Here is a 16,914-nt window from a genome sequence, read left to right as displayed (position 1 = left end):
CCGGGGCGCTGTTCCGGCTTACTGCACGGACCCGCCTGCACGGCGGCTCTCGAGGCGCATTTCCAGGTCATTCATGACAATCGCAGCCAGGTCCGAGAGCGTTGCCTCGTCCTCGGGGGAGAAGGTGCGTGGCTTCGTGTCCAAGATGCAGAACGTGCCCAGACTGAACCCGTCACTGGTCTGCAGCGGAACGCCGGCGTAGAACTGCAGGCCGAAGTCTCCGGCCACCAGCGGGTTGGCCAGCGTCCTCGGGTCGTGCCGGGCGTCGTCGACCACATAGACGCCGTCCTGCAGGATGGCGGAGGCGCAGAGGCCGGGATCGCGGCCGATCTCGACGGCTTCCGTGCCGTGATGGGACTTGAACCAGATCCGGTCGGTGTCCACCACGCTGACGATTGCCACGGGGACGTCAAAGAGGCGGGATGCCAGGGCCGTGACCCGGTCGAAGGCGCCGTCCGGGGGAGTATCCAGCAGGTCGTAGCGACGCACCGCGTCCATCCGCCGGGCTTCGTCGGCGGGCAGGATCTCCGGGTCAACCCGGTGCCGGCCGCGCGCGGCGATGATCATGTCATACAGGACCTGGGAGACGTCGTGGGCACTGGGACGCTCTGCAGCGTCCTGAGCGGTCATGGCGCGCAGCAGCGACGCCCAGTCCGCTCCCAGCTCCGAGGGGATCTCCGGGTCCTTCAGGAGGCGTGCGAGGGCACTCTCCAGGGCGGGGCCGGGGAAGGCCGGCTTGCCCGTCAGGCACTGCAGCAGCACGAGGCCCAGCGAATACACATCGCTCGACACCCCCGCCTGTTCGCCGCGGGCCTGTTCGGGACTCATGAATGCCGCGGTGCCGGAGAAGGTGCCGTGCTGGGACTGCGGATCGCTGGCCACGAAGGCAACACCGAAGTCGGTGAGCTTGGCGCGGATGCGGGCATCGGCACTGCTGTAGTCGAACAGCATGATGTTCGCCGGTTTGACGTCCCGGTGCACAACGCCGTTTTCGTGGATGTACTCCAGGCCCAGCGCCAGGTCATAGCCAAGCAGCGCGGTGTGGCGGCGGGGCAATCGGCCCTCTTTCAGCCGTTCGCGCAGATCGAGGCCCTGGACAAGTTCCATAACGAGGTAGATCAGCGGCGATGCCGGGTCGGACGTGTCGGATCCGGCATCCAGCAGAGTGACCAGGCTGTGGTGGTTCAGGCGCGCCAGGATCTTGGCCTCGGCGTCGCTGCGCCGCAGGTCGATCTCACTGGTGGCCGACGGGCGGATGATCTTCACCGCTACGTCTCGGTCCAGGAACTCGTCCTTGGCCCGGTGGACGGTGCCCATGGCACCTGCCCCGATTTGATTCAGGAGTCTGTATCTTCCACCCAGGAAGAGACCTTCTGAAACATGGTTCGGCACTATGCTCACGTGCCCTCGCTTTCTCGTAGCATAAGCATACTGATAAACCGGGGAGGATTTGACCTTTTTTGCCGCACTGAACGGCGTGTCGGGCGGGTGGAAAGTGTCGCTGGTCACCTTTGGGCTCAATGGTCCATCTCGATTTCATGTTCCTGAAAAGTGCTGGTAGAGTTTTATGTCGTTGCCCCGATAGCTCAGTGGTAGAGCGCCATCTTGGTAAGATGGAGGTCCCGGGATCGATTCCCGGTCGGGGCTCTCAATGGGAGGGCCCGCGTTGCAAAGGCTGTATGTTCTGCAGAGGCCTGTGTAGGGCGGGCTTCACTCATTTTTGGCGGTGTAGCTCAGTTGGTTAGAGCGCACGACTCATAATCGTGAGGTCGGGAGATCGAGCCTCCCCACCGCTACAAACAGGGCAGGTCCTGGAGATTTCAATCTTCCGGTACCTGCCCTTTTTGTTTGCCCTGCGCTGTGGGCCGTGGGCCTTGGGCTGTGGGTCGTGAGCCGCGCGCCGCGCCGCCACGCCGCTCCGACAGCCCACTAAGGTTGCTTATCATTGCCGGTTCTCCATAGGGTGGGCGTAGCGGGAAACCGAAAGGTTCCCCGATCCAGGCACCACCACCGTAGAAGCATCGCTGCGGCCCGCAGGTTTTCCGGCTGCAGCTGAAACGAACGGAGTTCCCATGGCAGAGCACGATATTTCCGGCAAGAAGGTAGCGTTCCTCCTCACCGACGGCGTGGAGCAGATTGAGTTGACCAGCCCCTGGGAAGCAGTCAGGAACGCCGGCGGCGAGCCGGTCCTCGTGTCCCCGAAGAAGGGCACCGTCCAGGGCTTCGACGGCATGGACAAGGGTGAAACCTTCACCGTCGACCTGGATGTGGCCGACGCCGATGCAAGCGACTTCGACGCGCTGGTCCTGCCAGGCGGCGTCGTCAACGCAGACTTCCTCCGAGTGGACAAGAACGCCCAGCAGTTTGCCCGGGCCTTCTTCGAGGCACACAAGCCCGTGGCTTCCATCTGCCACGGCCCATGGCTCCTGATCGAGGCGGGCGTCGTCAAGGGCCGCGACCTGACGTCCTACCACACGCTGGCAACGGACCTGAAGAACGCCGGCGCGAACTGGACCGACGAGGAAGTGGTGGTGGACCAGGGGTTCGTCACCAGCCGCAACCCGGACGATCTGCCGGCTTTCAACGACAAGCTCGTTGAGGAAATCGCCGAAGGGGAACACGCGGGCCAGCACGCCTGACACCTCCCGAAACACCGCCGAAGGGTGGGGTAACGTGAAAAACGTTATCCCACCCTTTTGGCGTTATCCGGGAGGTTCACCATGCCTGCAGCCGTGGGCAGCGCAGCATCCGCCGACGCCGGCAGGTTCCTGTGTTCGGGGACCTCCTGGAGCACTGCCGGGCCGAACCTGACACTGCACCTTCCCAGCGGGCAGGCCGAAAAGCAGCCGCTCACTCCGGGCACCGAACTCCGGTTCCGTGTCCTGGCGGACACCAAAGGGAACGAGAAGTTCTGCCTTGGCTCCTGGCAGGTGAACGACGACGGCGTCCAGTCCCACACACCCTGTCCAGGCCAGGCTCCTGCCGAGCGCGGTTATCAGTGCAGCAGCTGCTTCATCCGGGACGAGGTGCGGGGAATCCACAACAGCCACCGTGTGGACAGCATCCCCACCGCGCTCCGGCGCTACCTGGACCAGCCGCACTGGCTGTACGTGGCCACTTTCGCCGACGGATCCACCAAGGTCGGCACTGCCGCGGACGGGCGCAAGCAGCTCCGCCTGATTGAGCAGGGGGCAGTCCGCGCCCGATACGTCGCCCGTGCCGGCGACGGGCTGGTGGTGCGGGTGCTCGAAGACGCCGTGACGGCCGTGGTCGGCCTGCAGCAGGCGGTCCGGGCGGGAACCAAAACGGCGGCGCTGGCCCGGCCCCTGGCCGCCGCGGAGCTGGACGCCCGCAACGCCGAGGCGGCGGAGTCGGTGCGTTCCATGCTGCCGGACGTGGCGATTACCGGGTTCCGGACGGCCGATGAAGTCTGGGAACCGCCGGCCCAGTTCCGTACGGTGCTGGAGACGCCGTGCGAACTGTATCCCTGCGACCCGGCGTCCGGAGAGCACGGCATGGTCATCCAAGCCGTCCTGGGCGCAACGGCCCTGGTCCGGGTGGACGGTGAAGAAACCCTGTTTGCAGCGGACCTGTCCCGGCTGAAGGGCCGTCGGCTGCAGTACGGTCCCTTCCGCACATCCGTTCCGGCGCTGCAGGCCGCACTGTTCTAGCGGGAGTCCCGTGCCAAGGCTGCGAACGCACCGGGTGTCCATCCCGTCGCGGCCCGGAAATCCCGGGAAAAGTGCGCCTGGTCGGCATACCCGAGCCCTGCAGCCAACTCGCTGAGCGATCCGCCGGAGCGGAGCTGCGCTCCCGCTTCCTGCAGCCGGCGCTGCCGGATCATCCACCGCGGACTCACGCCAAGGAAACGCGTGCAGATTCGCTGCAGCGTCCGTTCGTGCAGATCAAAAGCTGCACGGAGCGCGGCGACGGTGGTGATGCGGGGGTCCTCTTCCACCCGGGCCACAAGTGCGTCGGCGAGGGCTGCCTCGCCGGAGGGGTTTCCGAGCGCAGGCAGCCGATCTTCCAGCAGTTGCCGGCCAGCAGCATGTGCACCGGCACTGGTCGGGTCGGTTTCCATGATTCCGCGGACCGCGGGAACCAGATCCGCCAGGAGGCGAACCCCTGCCAGATCCGCATGTTTGTCCGTTAATGAGCCGATATCCGCCTGCAGCAAGGGGCGGCCTGCACTGGGCCTGAGCATGACCCCGAAAGCCCACCCCGCCCCTGACAGCGGCATGCGTGCCGCCGTGGTGCGCGGACCGAGCAAACGGGCATAGGAGGCAGTGATACTGAGCAGGCAGACCGGATACGTGAGGATCCGCTGCTCGCGGACTTCGCCGGGAGGCACATGCCATACCGGAATCCAGAACACCCGCAGCCACTGGCGGCACCCCGGCGACGGCGGATACCGGTACATGGCGAAGGACCGGTCGTGCGCATCCCTGAGGTGGCCCCGGCCGATCTCCCTCGTGCTGCCGTCATCCAACACGTGCTCCTTTCCGGAACCGGTGTCGGTTTTATTCAATACGCTTACTCCACCGCGGTCTAGCGTCGGAGGGACCAACACCTGTTCAAGGACAAGGAGACCGTCATGGCAACTTTTCACAACTGGCGCACATATGCCGTCCCGTTTTCCGCCGTCGTCGCGGACACCACGGACTGGGATGCTGCTACGCCCTGCACTGAATGGACAGCTCGCGATGTGGTGGAGCACGTGGTGATGACCCAACGGGACTTTCTGGCACAGCACGGCCTGCTGCCGGCCGGGCCCGCCGGCATCGCGCCGGACGGGGAGAGGCCCGATCTGCTCTGGAAGAACCACGAGAGCCTCGTTGCGGCACTGCTTTCCGATGCCGCCGTCGCCGGCCGGGAATTCGACGGATATTTCGGTCCCAGTACCATCGGGGCCACCATCGTGGAGTTCTATGGCGTGGATCTCCTTACCCACCGGTGGGACCTTGCCGTATCCCAGGGCCTGGATCCGCTCCTCACCGGCGAGGACCTGGACGCCATCGACGCCGCCATGGACAGCTTCGGTGAACAGGCCTACGCGCCCGGGCTGTTCGCACGCCCGGTAGGGGTTCCGGACAGCGCCGACCGCCGGGCGGTTGTCCTGGCCCGGACCGGACGCCGGGCCTGACCAGGTGGTTCGGGCCCTTCCCGCCCGCCCCTGTATTCTGAAGACATGCTAAATACGCCTTGGGAAACCGGCTCGCCCCTGTACCGGAAACTCGTCGTGAGCGCCCTGGCGCTCAGCGGACTCGGGGTGCTGCTGGTACTCCTGGGAGCCGTCCTGGACAACCAGGTCCTGATGTACACCGCCCTTCCCCTGATTGTGGTGGGCCTGAGCACGCACCTGAGCGGTATGGTGGTCCGCGCCAGGGACACCCGGCGCCGCATCAAGGGCATGGAGGGCAAAAAATGAGCATCAACCCCCAGCTCCAGGGACGCACCTACCCGGCCGGGGCGGCGTACTCCGTGGGCCGCGAGAAGATCCGCGAATTCGCTGCGGCCGTCAAGGCCACTAATCCGGCCCACTTCGACGTCGCACGCGCCCAGGAACTCGGCTACGCAGACCTCGTTGCCCCGCCCACCTTCGCCATCATCGTTGCCCAGCGTGCCGACGCGCTGCTGGTTGCCGATCCCGATGCAGGCATCGACTTCTCCCGGGTGGTCCATGCCGATCAGCGCTTCACCCACCACCGTCCCATCGTGGCCGGAGACGAGCTGGTGGCAGAGCTGCACGTGGACTCCGTGCGGGCCATGGGCGACGGCGCCCTGATCACCACCCGCGCGGAAATTTCCACAACCGAGGGCGAGCAGGTAGCCACCACCCTTTCATCCATCCTCGTCCGCGGAGAGGGACAGTAACCGCTATGTCCATTGCACTGAGTGAACTGTCCAAGGGCACCGAGATCGGTTCCGCGGCGCTGGAAATCTCCCGCGCCGACCTTGTCCGCTACGCCGGCGCCTCCGGCGACTTCAACCCCATCCATTGGAACGAGCGCTTCGCCCGCGAGGTGGAACTGCCCGGCGTCATTGCGCACGGCATGTTCACCATGGGCACCGCAGTCCAGCTGGTGAGCGACTGGATCGGAGACCCGGGAGCGGTGATCGACTACCAGACGCGGTTCACCCGGCCTGTCCTGGTGGAGGACATCGACGGCGCCCCCGGGGCGGTCGTGGAGGTCGCCGGTGTCATCGGCGCCATCGACGCGGACAACTCGACGGCACGCGTGGATCTCACCGTGACCTTCAACGGACAGAAGGTGCTGGTCAAGGCGCAGGCAGTGGTGCGGGTCTGGTGACTGCTTTGACCCGGATGCCGCTGGCATCCCTGACCACCGCGCGTGTAGGCGGACCGGCACGCCGCTACCTGGAAGCAGAAACCGAAGACGAACTCATCATTGCCGTCCGCGCCGCGGATGAGGCGGGGGAGTCACTGCTCATCATCGGCGGCGGTTCCAACCTGTTGATCTCCGACGAAGGTTTCGACGGCGCCGTCATCCACATTGCCAGCCGCGGGCTGGACATCCGGGAGACCGGGGACGGAACAGCCGTCCTGCGCGCAGAGGCCGGGCACCCGTGGGACGAGCTGGTGGCGTACACCCTGTCGGAGGGCTACTCCGGGCTGGAGGCGCTTTCCGGTATTCCGGGGCTTGCCGGAGCGACGCCGGTGCAGAACGTGGGTGCCTACGGTGCCGACGTCTCGCAGTCCATCACTTCGGTGCGCGCCTGGGACCGCACCGAGCGCACCGTGGTGGAATTCGCCAACGACGATCTCGAATTCGGCTACCGGGATTCGGTGCTCAAGCGCAGCACGAAAAACGGCTCTCCCCGCTACGTGGTGCTGACCGTGGAGTTCGCCCTCTCCAAGGGGACCACCAGCGCTCCGGTCCGCTACGCCGAGCTCGCCCGGGCTCTGGGAGTGGATATCGGCGAGCGTGCCGACGCCGTGGACGTGCGCCGCGAAGTCCTTCGGCTGCGGGCAGGGAAGGGCATGGTCCTGGACGCCGCGGACCCCGACACCTACAGCACCGGTTCCTTCTTCACCAACCCCATCGTTGACGAGGCAACCGCAGCCGCGCTGCCGGCAGACGCTCCCCGCTACCCGGTGGCGGAACCCGGCAAGGTGAAGCTCAGCGCCGCATGGCTGATCAGCCACGCCGGTTTCCGCAAGGGCTTCGGACTGGCTCCCGAGGACGGCACCGGCGGCCGGGCCGCGCTGTCCACCAAGCACACCCTGGCCGTCACCAACCGCGGCGACGCCACTGCCGAGGACCTGCTGGCGGTGGCCCGCGCGGTTGCTGCCGGCGTGGAGAAGGCCTTCGGCATCCGGCTCCACCCCGAGCCCCTGCTGGTGAACTGCGCGCTGTAGCGGTCCGGGGCACGGCAGGTATCAGCCGCCGGGACTGCCGCCGAGCGCGGGTCCCGGCGGTCGAGGACCTTCCTCCGCAAATCCTTTCCGCGCAGGTCCCTTCCGCGCAGGGCCTTTCCGCGCCTCGGCAGCCGCGGCCCGCGCACTTCGGATAGCCGGACGGTCCCGGCCCGGATCCAGCAGGCAGCTGTTGCACAGCCACTGGATCAGCCGGGGCGTCAGGGCCACCTGGGTGCGCCGGTCCTGCAGATCCGGCAACAGCCACTCCGGCTCCAGGAAGCCGCTGAGGGCATACGCGAGCTCGTGGGCGCCGAACAGCCGGGCGAAGGCAGCTTCCGGCTCAAGGCTCCGCTCAAGCGCCAGCAGCGCTTTGTCCTCGGCGCAGAGGACACGCGCGCCCTCGGCCTCGAGATACCGGCGCAGCTGGAGCGCCACGCGGAGATAACGGGCCCGTGTGGGAGTCTGCTTGCCGGCACAGCTGAAGGCGAAGAAGGTGTTAAGGACGAGATCCACGCTTTGCTGCTCCATGCGGACAACATGCCACCCGGCACTGACAATTTTTGAGCGCTCCGGTTCTGGCTGCCATCCAGGCTTAGGTGCCTCCGCCCGGCAGGCCTCTGCCCCTGGTAAGCCACCTGCCCGTTAACGCAGCGCGGGTCCGCTCCACGGGGAGCGGACCCGGAACGGGAACCGGAAATCAGAGGTTGCCGGTGGCGATGCGCAGCATCCGGCGCAGCGGTTCGGCGGCGCCCCAGAGCAGCTGGTCGCCAATGGTGAAGGCGCTGATGTACTCCGGACCCATTTCCAGCTTGCGGATGCGGCCCACCGGGATGTCCAGCGTGCCGGTGACCGCCACCGGCGTCAGCGCGGCCATGGTCGCTTCCTTGGTATTGGGCACCACCTTGGACCATTCATTGTCCGCGTCGATGATCTTCTCGATCTCGGCCACGGAAAGGTCCTCCGTCAGCTTCAGGGTCAGGGCCTGGGAGTGGGACCGCATGGCACCGATCCGAACGCACAGCCCGTCAAACGGTATCCGTCCGTCGGTCCCGCGGCCCAGGATCTTGTTGGTCTCCGCGCCGCCCTTCCACTCTTCCTTGGACATGCCGTTACCGAGGTCCGCATCGATCCAGGGGATCACCGAACCGGCCAGCGGCACGCCGAACTGGGAGGAGTCCATGGACGGGTTCTTCTGCTGGGCCAGGACGGCACGGTCGATCTCCAGGATGGCCGACGCCGGATCGGCGAGGTTGGGCGCCACCGCAGCGTTCAGCGCACCGAACTGGTTCAACAGTTCGCGCATGTGCCGGGCACCGCCGCCGGAAGCTGCCTGGTAGGTCATGGAGGTGCCCCACTCGACCAGGCCGTTGCGGAACAGCCCGCCCAGGCCCATCAGCATGCAGGACACGGTGCAGTTTCCACCCACGAAGTTCTTCACGCCGCGGGCCAGGCCCGCGTCAATGACGTCACGGTTGACCGGATCCAGCACGATGATCGCGTCATCGTCCATGCGCAGCGTGGACGCGGCGTCAATCCAGATGCCGTCCCAGCCGGCGGCGCGCAGCTTCGGGAAGATTTCCGCCGTATAGTCGCCGCCCTGGGCGGTGACGATGATCGGCAGCTTGGCCAGCGCGTCGACGTCGTACGCATCCTGCAGCGGTCCGGCGCCGGCCGCGAAGGACGGCGCGTTGCCGCCGGCGTTGGAGGTCGAGAAGAACACCGGGTTGACCAGCTCGAAGTCGCCCTCGTCCTGCATGCGCTGCATCAGGACGGAACCGACCATGCCGCGCCAGCCGACGAAACCTGCACTGGGAAAAGCGGGAATGGAGGAAGAAGTCATGCTTTCCACTCTAGGCCAGCGGGTCCGCTGCGTCTTGGTTGTGTCCGTCACGGTTCTCTTCCGCACGGTCCCGTGTCCAGAGGGCAATCCGGTATCGGGTGCCGTTGGAAGACGTGTACCAATCGGCGGCAGGACTGACCCCGCTGAAGGTCCAGTCCTGGCCCAGTGCCGGGGCGAACGTGTCGCCTTCGGTCTCCATGTCGATGACCGTCACCACCGCGGTGTTGGCCACGGAAACGGCTGCCTCATATAGCTGTGCGCCTCCGATGATCCAGATTTCCGTGCTGCCGGAACTGGTTCGGGCCACGGTCAGGGCATCTTCGAGGGAGCCGACGACGACGGCGCCGGCCTCCGCGGCTTCGTCCCGCAGTTCGGCACTGGAGGACACGATGATGTTTGTCCGCCCGGGCAGCGGCCGGTAGGCAGCAGGGAAGGACTCCCAGGTGCGGCGGCCCATGATGACCGGGTGTCCCGCCGTCGTCGCCTTGAAGTGCGCCATGTCCTCGGGCAGGTGCCACGGCATGCCGCCGTCGCGTCCGATGACGCCGTCAACCGTCTGGGCCCACACCATGCCGATAACGGGTTCACCGTCGGGTACGGTGCCGCGCTCCCGGAGGACCTGGCCCAGGTCCGCGCCCTCACCGGAGCCGCCGCCTACCGGGAAGTAGCGGGTGGGGCCTGCCGGGGCGGCAGCAGTTGTTACGGGAAGGGACTCGGTCATGGTTGTCCTCTCAAACGGCGATAGGAGCTTTGATACCGGGGTGGTGCCGGTAATCGAGGACCTCGAAGTCCTCAAGGGTGTAGTCGAAGATGCTCTCGGGAGTACGGCGGATCCGAAGCTTCGGGTACGGGAAGGGCTCCCGGCTGAGCTGCTTCCGGACCTGGTCCACATGGTTGTCGTAAATATGGACGTCGCCGCCGCTCCAGACAAATTCGCCGGGCTCCAGTCCGGTCTGCTGGGCCACCATCAACGTGAGGAGCGCGTAAGAGGCGATGTTGAACGGGACCCCGAGGAAGGTGTCCGCGGAGCGCTGGTACAGCTGGCAGGACAGCTTCCCGTCCGCCACGTAGAACTGGAACAGGGCGTGGCAGGGCGGTAGGGCCATGTTCTCTACTTCGGCAGGGTTCCAGGCCGTGACGATGTGGCGGCGGGAATCCGGGTTTTTCCGGATGCCTTCCACCAGTTTCGCAATCTGGTCGATATGTCCGCCGTCGGGCGTGGGCCAGGAGCGCCACTGGACGCCGTAGACCGGGCCGAGCTCGCCGTCCTCGTCCGCCCATTCGTCCCAGATGCTGACACCCTGTTCCTGCAGCCAGCGCACGTTTGAGTCGCCGCGCAGGAACCAGAGCAGCTCGAGTGCCACTGACTTGAAGTGCACCCGCTTGGTGGTGATCAGGGGAAAGGACTCGCTCAGGTCGAAGCGCATCTGGCGGCCGAACACGCTGCGCGTGCCGGTGCCGGTGCGGTCCGATTTCTGCGTTCCGTTGGCCATGACATCGCGCAGCAGGTCTTCATACGGGGTAGGAATGCTCACCCGGCCAGTCTAGTTCAGGTCGGCGCGCGGACAGGGGGAATGCGAGGCGTGCCACAACGGTGCCTGGGCAGCCGATGCTAGTCGTCGAAGGCCCGGTATTTTTCCAGGGACACAATCCGTCCCTCGTCCGCACTGCTCACCTGGCAGATCACGGACTCGCCGGGTGCCAGGTACGGGTCCTTGGCGGGCAGGCCGGCGGCCATGTCAGCGGGCATGTGCCCCGCCAGCACGTCGAAGACCAGGGGCAGCACCGGCCGGTGGGTGCACACCGCTACGGGTTTGGCCTTGTCGAAGAGGCCCTCAATGGCGTTCCGGGCCTTGCCCGGCTTGCGCTTGGCGCTGTGCTCGGTAAGCGCGTCAACCGTCTTGAACTTGGTGCCTTCTGCCTTCACGTACGGGCGGACGGTCTGCACGCAGCGCACCCAGGGACTGGAAACCACGCGTTTGGGCCGCCAGGCCACCAGCAGCCGCGAGACCGCCATGGCCTGCCGCAGGCCGGTGGCTACCAGCGGACGTTCGCCTTCTGCCCGGGTCCATGCGGACCGGGGCTTGGCCTTGGCATGCCGGACAATGATCAGCGGCCAGGTCCTCAGCCGCTGCTCGTTCCAGGCCGCCACCAGTTCCTTCAGCGGCAGCCTGTCCGTGGGGTTGGAGAGTGCCTCGGCGGCTTCCTCCGGGGTGCACCAGCGTGTGCCGTCCACTTCCTTGCCGTCTGGCCGTGCCTTGTCCGAGTCCACGTGGGAGGCCCAGTAGTGCACCATCTTCATGCCCGAAGCCACCGGGTAGAGCGTGGAGGGCAGCGGAATGCCCAGGTTGATCCTCAGGCCCACTTCCTCACGGACCTCCCGAACGGCGCATTCCGGGGTGGTTTCGCCTTCATCGAGCTTGCCCTTGGGCCAGGACCAGTCGTCATACCGGGGACGGTGGATCATGAGGACCTGCAGCTTGCCCTCCCGTTCGCGCCAGCACAGGGCACCTGCAGCCACTACCTTGACAGGGGTGTCTTCCTGGACCGGAGCGGCGGCGGGGGAGTGAATTGCTTCCATCAGCGCCGAGCCACGGAGCGCTGGCGGGAACGGGACGCCAGCAGCCAGGACTGCACGTCCTGCAGCGGGTTGCCTTCCTCGTCCTTGTGGTGGCGGATCCAGGCGCCCTCCGGATCCAGGTGCCAACTCGCCGTGCCGGGATCCATGTACCGGTCCATCAGGCCGATCAGATCGGCGACGTCGTCGCGGGCCACCAGCTGGACCAGGGCCTCCACGCGGCGGTCCAGGTTGCGGTGCATCATGTCCGCCGATCCGATGAAGACCACCGGGTCGCCGCCGTTGGCAAAGGCGAACACCCGGGAGTGCTCCAGGAAGCGGCCCAGCACGGAGCGTACGGTGATGTTCTCGCTCAGGCCGGGTACGCCCGGACGGACCGAGCAGATTCCGCGGACAATGACGTCCACCCGGACCCCCGCCTGGGAAGCACGGTAGAGGGAGTCGATGATCGCCTCGTCCACCATGGAGTTGACCTTGATAATCACGCGTGCGCTGAGGCCGGCCTTCTTGTTCGCGATTTCGCGCTCAATCCGGTCAATCAGTCCGGACCGGACCGAGCGCGGAGCCACGAGCAGCCGCTTGAACGTGGACTTCGGCGCGTAGCCGGAGAGCTGGTTGAACAGCTTCGTCAGGTCTTCGCCCACCTGCTCGTTGGCGGTCAGCAGGCCCAGGTCCTCGTAGTAGCGGGCGGTGCGCGGATGGTAGTTGCCCGTGCCGATATGGCAGTAGCGGCGCAGTCCGTCCACTTCCTGGCGGACCACCAGCGACAGCTTGCAGTGCGTCTTCAGGCCCACGATGCCGTACACCACGTGCACACCGGCCTGCTCCAGCTTGCGCGCCCAGGAAATGTTGGCCTGTTCGTCGAACCGGGCCTTGATTTCCACCAGTGCCAGGACCTGCTTGCCGGCCTCGGCGGCGTCGATCAGGGCATCAACGATGGGCGAATCGCCGGAGGTGCGGTACAGCGTCTGCTTGATGGCCTGCACCCGCGGATCTGCGGCCGCCTGCTCCAGGAAAGCCTGGACGGACGTCGAGAAGGAGTCGTACGGATGGTGCAGGAGGATGTCCCGACGGCGCATGGCCGCGAACACGTTCGCCGGCTTCGAAGTCTCGGACTCCTTCAGGTGGCGGTTGGTGTGCGGCACCTGCTTCGGATAGTGCAGGTCCGGCCGGTCGATCCGGCTGATCGGGGAAAGGCCGCGGAGGTCCAGCGGCGCGGGCAGGACATAGACCTCGTCCGATTCCACGCCCAGCTCGCGTTCGAGCAGTTCCCGGATATTCGGGTTCATCTCCGGGGTGACTTCCAGGCGCACGGGCGGCCCGAAGCGGCGCCGCAGCAGTTCCTTTTCCAGGGCCTGCAGGAGGTTCTCGGCGTCGTCCTCTTCCACCTCGAGGTCTTCGTTGCGGGTCACGCGGAACGTGTAGTGCTCAATAACGTCCATGCCCGGGAAGAGCTGGTCCAGGTGCTGGGCAATGATGTCTTCAAGCGCGATGAACCGGGCCGTGCGTCCGGCCACGTTGCCCGCGCGGGGCCCGTCCACGGAGATGAGGCGGGGGAGCTGGTCCGGAACCTTCACGCGTGCAAAGAATTCCTTGCCGCTGACCGGGTTGCGGACCACCACGGCCAGGTTCAGGGAGAGGCCGGAAATGTACGGGAAGGGGTGGGCCGGGTCCACGGCAAGGGGAGTCAGGATGGGGAAGACCTTCGAAGCGAACTGCTTGTGCAGGCTCGCCTTGGCGGCGTCGTCCAGTTCGTCCCAGCTGACCAGGTAGATCTGCTCTTCCGCCAGGGCCGGCCGGATCTGGCTGGCGAAGACGTCCGCATGGCGCTGCTGCAGCCGGTAGCCCGCCGCCACGATTTCCTCGAGCTGTTCAATCGGGCTCTGGCCTGCGGCGGAGGGAACCGCCAGGCCGGTCGCGATGCGGCGCTTGAGGCCGGCAACCCGGACCATGAAGAACTCGTCGAGGTTGGAGGCGAAGATGGACAGGAAGTTCACCCGTTCCAACAGGTACAGCTCAGGGTCTTCAGCGAGTTCCAGGACCCTGGCGTTGAAGTGCAGCCAGCTGATCTCCCGGTCCAGGAACCGTTCCGGCGTGATATCTCCGCTGGGAACAAGGGCGGGACCGAAGTCCGGGATGTCGATGCGGTCCTGGGTGGCCCGCGGTGCCGACATCGCCTCTGCGGACCCGAAGGTCGAGCGGGGCTCTGCGTCGGTATCGAAACTCATAGTGTCTCCCTGAGGTGCTGGCGGCGGATCAGGGCAGGCGTAACGGGCGGACCGCCTGGCCCTGCAAACAACATTACAAGCTGTACGCACCCTATGCGGGTGCGTACATCACGTCCTGGTCCCAGCGGACGAAGCCGAGCCGGCGGTACAGGGCGACGGCGGCGGTGTTGTCGGCGTCGACATACAGCATGACGGCGTCCAGTCCCGCCGCGTGCAGGTGCTGGATTCCGGCTACCGTCAGGGCTTTTCCGAGCCCCCGGCCCTGCGCCTCGGGGCTTACGCCGACCACATACACTTCGCCGATGGGCGGGTGCCCTCCGGTGCCGGGGTGGACCTTGGTCCAGTGGAATCCGAGGATTGTGCCTTCCTCGTCCACGGCCAGGAGGAATCCGGCCGGGTCAAACCAATCCTCGTCCATGCGGGCCTGCAGATCGGCAAGGCTCATGGACCCCTGCTCCGGGTGGTGGGCAAAGGCTGCGGCGTTGACGTCCAGCCAGGCGCGCTCGTCCTGGCCGGGTTCAAAGGGACGGACGGACACCCCGGCGGGGAACTGCGTTTCCGGCAGCGAGGCGTTGGACCGGCTCAGGCGCATCTTCCACAGGTCACGGACGGGACGGTAGCCGAAGCGGGCGGCGAGCTCCACGGCCGCCTCGTGGTTTCCATGCGACCAGGCAGCGGGCCGGGGATCGACGTCGGACGGGCTGTCCCGCACCGCATCCTGCACTGCGGCTGCAAGGGCCGTGCCGACGCCCTGGTTGCGGTAGTTCGGGTGTACCACCAGTTCGAGCACCCCCGGATCCTGCGGAGTTTCGGATACCAGGACGGCGACGCCGGCCAGCCATTGCCCGCTGCCGGTATCGGAATCGGAGTCACTGGCATAGGTGGTGAAGACGGAGAGGGTGTCCGGATCGGCGTCGGGGGAGCGCAGGTCCACGAGCGTCTGCTCGGACAGCGGCGGGTTGCCGTCCGAGTCCTGCGCGGCGGACGCCAGTTGCAGGATGTCGGCGAGCGCGGCGGGCTCGGGCGTGCCGCGGGTCTCGACTACGGGCCAGGCTGTCTGCGGTTCTTCACTCATGCCGAAAGCCTAGCGCGGCTGGTGCCCCTGCGCAGGGCGCGGCGCCGCGGGAGCAGCACTCAGGCGTCCTGGCTGGCGGCTGCCGTGGTTTCGGCCCGCGAGCGGGTGAACCGGTAACCGACGTTCCGCACCGTGCCGATCAGCGTCTCATGGTCCGGCCCCAGCTTGGCCCGCAGCCGCCGTACATGGACGTCGACGGTCCGGGTGCCGCCGTAGTAGTCGTAGCCCCACACCTCGTGGAGCAGCTGGTCTCGGGTGAACACGCGGCCGGGATGCTGAGCCAGGTATTTAAGGAGTTCGAACTCCTTATAGGTCAGGTTCAGGGCCGTGCCGTTCACGCGGGCGGTGTAGCTGGCCTCGTCGATGACGACGCCGGAGGCGCGGATCTCGGTGGAAGGAGCCTCGACTGTCCCGACGCCGCGGGCCGCCGCCAGGCGCAGCCGCGCTTCCAGCTCGGCCGGGCCGGCGGAATCGAGGATGACGTCGTCAGCCAGCCAGTTGGGGGCGACGGCAGCCATTCCGCCCTCCGTGAGGATAAGGAGAAGAGGCGTGCCCAGGCCCGTGGCTTTCAGCAGCTGGGTCAGGGACCGCGCGCCAACGAGATCCCTGCGGGCATCCACCAGGATGACGTCACTGGGATCGGTGTCCAACAGGGCCGTAGGTTCCGCCGGCACCACATGGACCTTATGGTTCAGGAGCTCCAGGGCGGGCAGGACGTGAACCGAGGAACCCGAGCTGTTGGTAAGAAGCAAAATGTGCGACATAGGTCCTCCGAATGTTGGGCGCACACCATCGGGCGGTTTCCTTCGCCGATCCGCTTGGCTTGAAGTGATCGAAAGTATACCCATCGAGGTAACGGGCCTGTCGTTTTTCTTCTGGACGCCGTAATAAGGCAGGATAACTAGGGTGAAACTTTGGAGCTTAGCGGTGCCGGCGGCGCTTGCCATTATCGGTATCGTGAGCGCTTCCTACCTGTCCGTGCCCGCGGTGGCCGTGATCAGCGGTCTGGCCGCCGTCCTCACCGGCGTCTGCTGGCCGCACCTGATAGGGGTGCCTGCCCGCAAGACACAGGGCGCAACCCTGGGCCTGGTAGGCGCCGGAGCAGTGGCGGCCGCGTACTTCGCGCCAGCCGCGGCCATGCTGACCTGGTTGCCGGCCGCCGTCGCCGTAGGTGTGGGAGCAGTCTTCCTGATCCAGCTGCTCCGCGGCACCGGGCAGGCGCACCGGCTCGAATCCATCGTCGGCATCATCTCAGGCGTGCTGGTTACCGCCATGGGCTCCGGCTGGGTGGCCGCTGACCGTTTGGCCGGCACCGACGGGAATCCCGCACTCCTGAGCGTGGCCGGCGGCGCCGCATTGGCAGCCGTGGCCGTGACGCTCATTCCGCTCCCGGACCGGATGGCCGCACCGCTGGGCCTGCTCGCCGGCGGCCTGACCGCAGCCCTGGTGGCCCTGGCCGTGGCCGGCGTTTCCTGGCAGGCGGCAGCGTTCAGCGGCGTGGTGATAGCCGCCGTCGTGATGGCGTTCCGCCGGCTGGCCCTTTCCCGCAACGATGCGTCCAATGCGGCGGGACGCCTGGCGCTGGGCCTGGCTCCGGTGGTTACCCTCGGATCCGTGGTCTACTTCCTCGGACGGCTCCTGGCTTTCTAAACAGCTGCGTTTCCCGAACAGCGGCGTTGGGCGGCGGCGTTTGAAACCCCGGCGGGGTTTGGCCCGCAGGTCCCTGTCATGATCGAATGGCGGGAAGGAAACTGTTCCTCCCGCGCGTTAGGATGTAGCCATGGTTGCTCTCGAAATTTTCTTTATTGCCCT

Annotated in this window: 18 protein-coding genes and 2 tRNA genes; 10 read left to right on the top strand and 10 right to left on the bottom strand. The window is 66.5% G+C overall.

The window, feature by feature from the left end:
- Positions 1–18 precede the first annotated feature (18 nt).
- On the bottom strand, positions 19–1,392 hold the full coding sequence (locus tag LJ760_RS02270) for a protein kinase domain-containing protein (protein ID WP_227920872.1): 1,374 nt from the start codon (positions 1,390–1,392) through the stop codon (positions 19–21).
- A 183-nt stretch (positions 1,393–1,575) separates the two neighbouring features.
- Here LJ760_RS02270 and LJ760_RS02265 point away from each other — a divergent pair.
- The 4 genes from LJ760_RS02265 to LJ760_RS02250 all read left to right on the top strand — a co-directional run bounded on the left by LJ760_RS02265 (position 1,576) and on the right by LJ760_RS02250 (position 3,671).
- Positions 1,576–1,647 (top strand) — tRNA-Thr (locus LJ760_RS02265).
- 75 nt (positions 1,648–1,722) lie between these two features.
- A tRNA-Met gene (locus LJ760_RS02260) sits at positions 1,723–1,796 on the top strand.
- A 276-nt stretch (positions 1,797–2,072) separates the two neighbouring features.
- A complete protein-coding gene (locus LJ760_RS02255) occupies positions 2,073–2,639 on the top strand; it encodes a type 1 glutamine amidotransferase domain-containing protein (protein ID WP_227918841.1) in 567 nt (188 codons plus the stop codon).
- Positions 2,640–2,720: 81 nt separating this feature from the next.
- Positions 2,721–3,671 carry a DUF2797 domain-containing protein gene (locus LJ760_RS02250; protein ID WP_227918840.1) on the top strand — a complete coding sequence of 317 codons (951 nt, stop codon included), beginning with the start codon at positions 2,721–2,723 and terminating at the stop codon, positions 3,669–3,671.
- Here the strand turns inward: LJ760_RS02250 and LJ760_RS02245 are convergent.
- Positions 3,668–4,489: a helix-turn-helix domain-containing protein gene (locus tag LJ760_RS02245; protein ID WP_227918838.1), complete on the bottom strand. Its 822-nt coding sequence runs from the start codon at positions 4,487–4,489 to the stop codon at positions 3,668–3,670. The two genes, LJ760_RS02250 and LJ760_RS02245, sit on opposite strands and share 4 nt — an antisense overlap.
- A 105-nt stretch (positions 4,490–4,594) precedes the next feature.
- Between LJ760_RS02245 and LJ760_RS02240 the strand changes: the two genes are divergently transcribed.
- The 5 genes from LJ760_RS02240 to LJ760_RS02220 are packed head-to-tail and all read left to right on the top strand — an operon-like array spanning position 4,595 to position 7,381.
- A complete protein-coding gene (locus LJ760_RS02240) occupies positions 4,595–5,143 on the top strand; it encodes a maleylpyruvate isomerase N-terminal domain-containing protein (RefSeq protein WP_227918836.1) in 549 nt (182 codons plus the stop codon).
- Between the two features lie 45 nt (positions 5,144–5,188).
- Complete coding sequence (locus tag LJ760_RS02235; RefSeq protein WP_227918834.1) at positions 5,189–5,428, top strand: hypothetical protein; 240 nt, start codon at positions 5,189–5,191, stop codon at positions 5,426–5,428.
- Positions 5,425–5,874 carry an FAS1-like dehydratase domain-containing protein gene (locus tag LJ760_RS02230; protein WP_227918832.1) on the top strand — a complete coding sequence of 150 codons (450 nt, stop codon included), beginning with the start codon at positions 5,425–5,427 and terminating at the stop codon, positions 5,872–5,874. The genes LJ760_RS02235 and LJ760_RS02230 overlap by 4 nt, the downstream gene beginning before the upstream one ends.
- 5 nt (positions 5,875–5,879) lie before the next feature.
- Complete coding sequence (locus LJ760_RS02225) at positions 5,880–6,311, top strand: MaoC family dehydratase (protein WP_227918830.1); 432 nt, start codon at positions 5,880–5,882, stop codon at positions 6,309–6,311.
- Positions 6,312–6,316: 5 nt separating this feature from the next.
- Positions 6,317–7,381 (top strand): UDP-N-acetylmuramate dehydrogenase, encoded by a 1,065-nt coding sequence (locus LJ760_RS02220; RefSeq protein ID WP_227920869.1) that lies wholly within the window; start codon positions 6,317–6,319, stop codon positions 7,379–7,381.
- A 21-nt stretch (positions 7,382–7,402) separates the two neighbouring features.
- On the opposite strand, the gene LJ760_RS02215 is transcribed toward LJ760_RS02220, so the two are convergent.
- From LJ760_RS02215 to LJ760_RS02180, 8 genes are all read right to left on the bottom strand, one after another.
- Complete coding sequence (locus tag LJ760_RS02215; protein ID WP_227918828.1) at positions 7,403–7,894, bottom strand: hypothetical protein; 492 nt, start codon at positions 7,892–7,894, stop codon at positions 7,403–7,405.
- A 184-nt stretch (positions 7,895–8,078) separates the two neighbouring features.
- Positions 8,079–9,221, bottom strand: a complete 1,143-nt coding sequence (asd, locus tag LJ760_RS02210; RefSeq protein ID WP_227918825.1) for an aspartate-semialdehyde dehydrogenase — start codon at positions 9,219–9,221, stop codon at positions 8,079–8,081.
- A 10-nt stretch (positions 9,222–9,231) separates the two neighbouring features.
- Positions 9,232–9,942: a dihydrofolate reductase gene (locus LJ760_RS02205; protein ID WP_227918823.1), complete on the bottom strand. Its 711-nt coding sequence runs from the start codon at positions 9,940–9,942 to the stop codon at positions 9,232–9,234.
- Between the two features lie 10 nt (positions 9,943–9,952).
- Positions 9,953–10,756: a thymidylate synthase gene (locus tag LJ760_RS02200; RefSeq protein ID WP_227918820.1), complete on the bottom strand. Its 804-nt coding sequence runs from the start codon at positions 10,754–10,756 to the stop codon at positions 9,953–9,955.
- A gap of 77 nt (positions 10,757–10,833) precedes the next feature.
- Positions 10,834–11,802: an NUDIX hydrolase gene (locus LJ760_RS02195; RefSeq protein ID WP_227918818.1), complete on the bottom strand. Its 969-nt coding sequence runs from the start codon at positions 11,800–11,802 to the stop codon at positions 10,834–10,836.
- A complete protein-coding gene (locus tag LJ760_RS02190) occupies positions 11,802–14,027 on the bottom strand; it encodes an RNA degradosome polyphosphate kinase (RefSeq protein WP_227918816.1) in 2,226 nt (741 codons plus the stop codon). Before LJ760_RS02190 ends, LJ760_RS02195 begins: the two co-directional genes overlap by 1 nt.
- 91 nt (positions 14,028–14,118) lie before the next feature.
- On the bottom strand, positions 14,119–15,102 hold the full coding sequence (mshD, locus tag LJ760_RS02185) for a mycothiol synthase (protein WP_227918814.1): 984 nt from the start codon (positions 15,100–15,102) through the stop codon (positions 14,119–14,121).
- A 59-nt stretch (positions 15,103–15,161) separates the two neighbouring features.
- The gene (locus tag LJ760_RS02180; protein ID WP_227918812.1) at positions 15,162–15,866 is read right to left on the bottom strand and encodes a winged helix-turn-helix transcriptional regulator; all 705 of its coding nucleotides are present in this window, start codon (positions 15,864–15,866) and stop codon (positions 15,162–15,164) included.
- Between the two features lie 193 nt (positions 15,867–16,059).
- On the opposite strand from LJ760_RS02180, the gene LJ760_RS02175 reads away from it, so the two are divergent.
- Positions 16,060–16,752, top strand: coding sequence for a hypothetical protein (locus tag LJ760_RS02175; RefSeq protein ID WP_227918810.1), 693 nt, complete (start codon positions 16,060–16,062; stop codon positions 16,750–16,752).
- Positions 16,753–16,914 lie beyond the last annotated feature (162 nt).

Origin of the sequence: Arthrobacter sp. zg-Y895 (genome assembly GCF_020731025.1) — a bacterium.
GTDB lineage: Bacteria > Actinomycetota > Actinomycetes > Actinomycetales > Micrococcaceae > Arthrobacter_B.
Note: the sequence above shows the minus strand (reverse complement) of the source record. Positions and strands in the feature narration are given on the sequence as shown.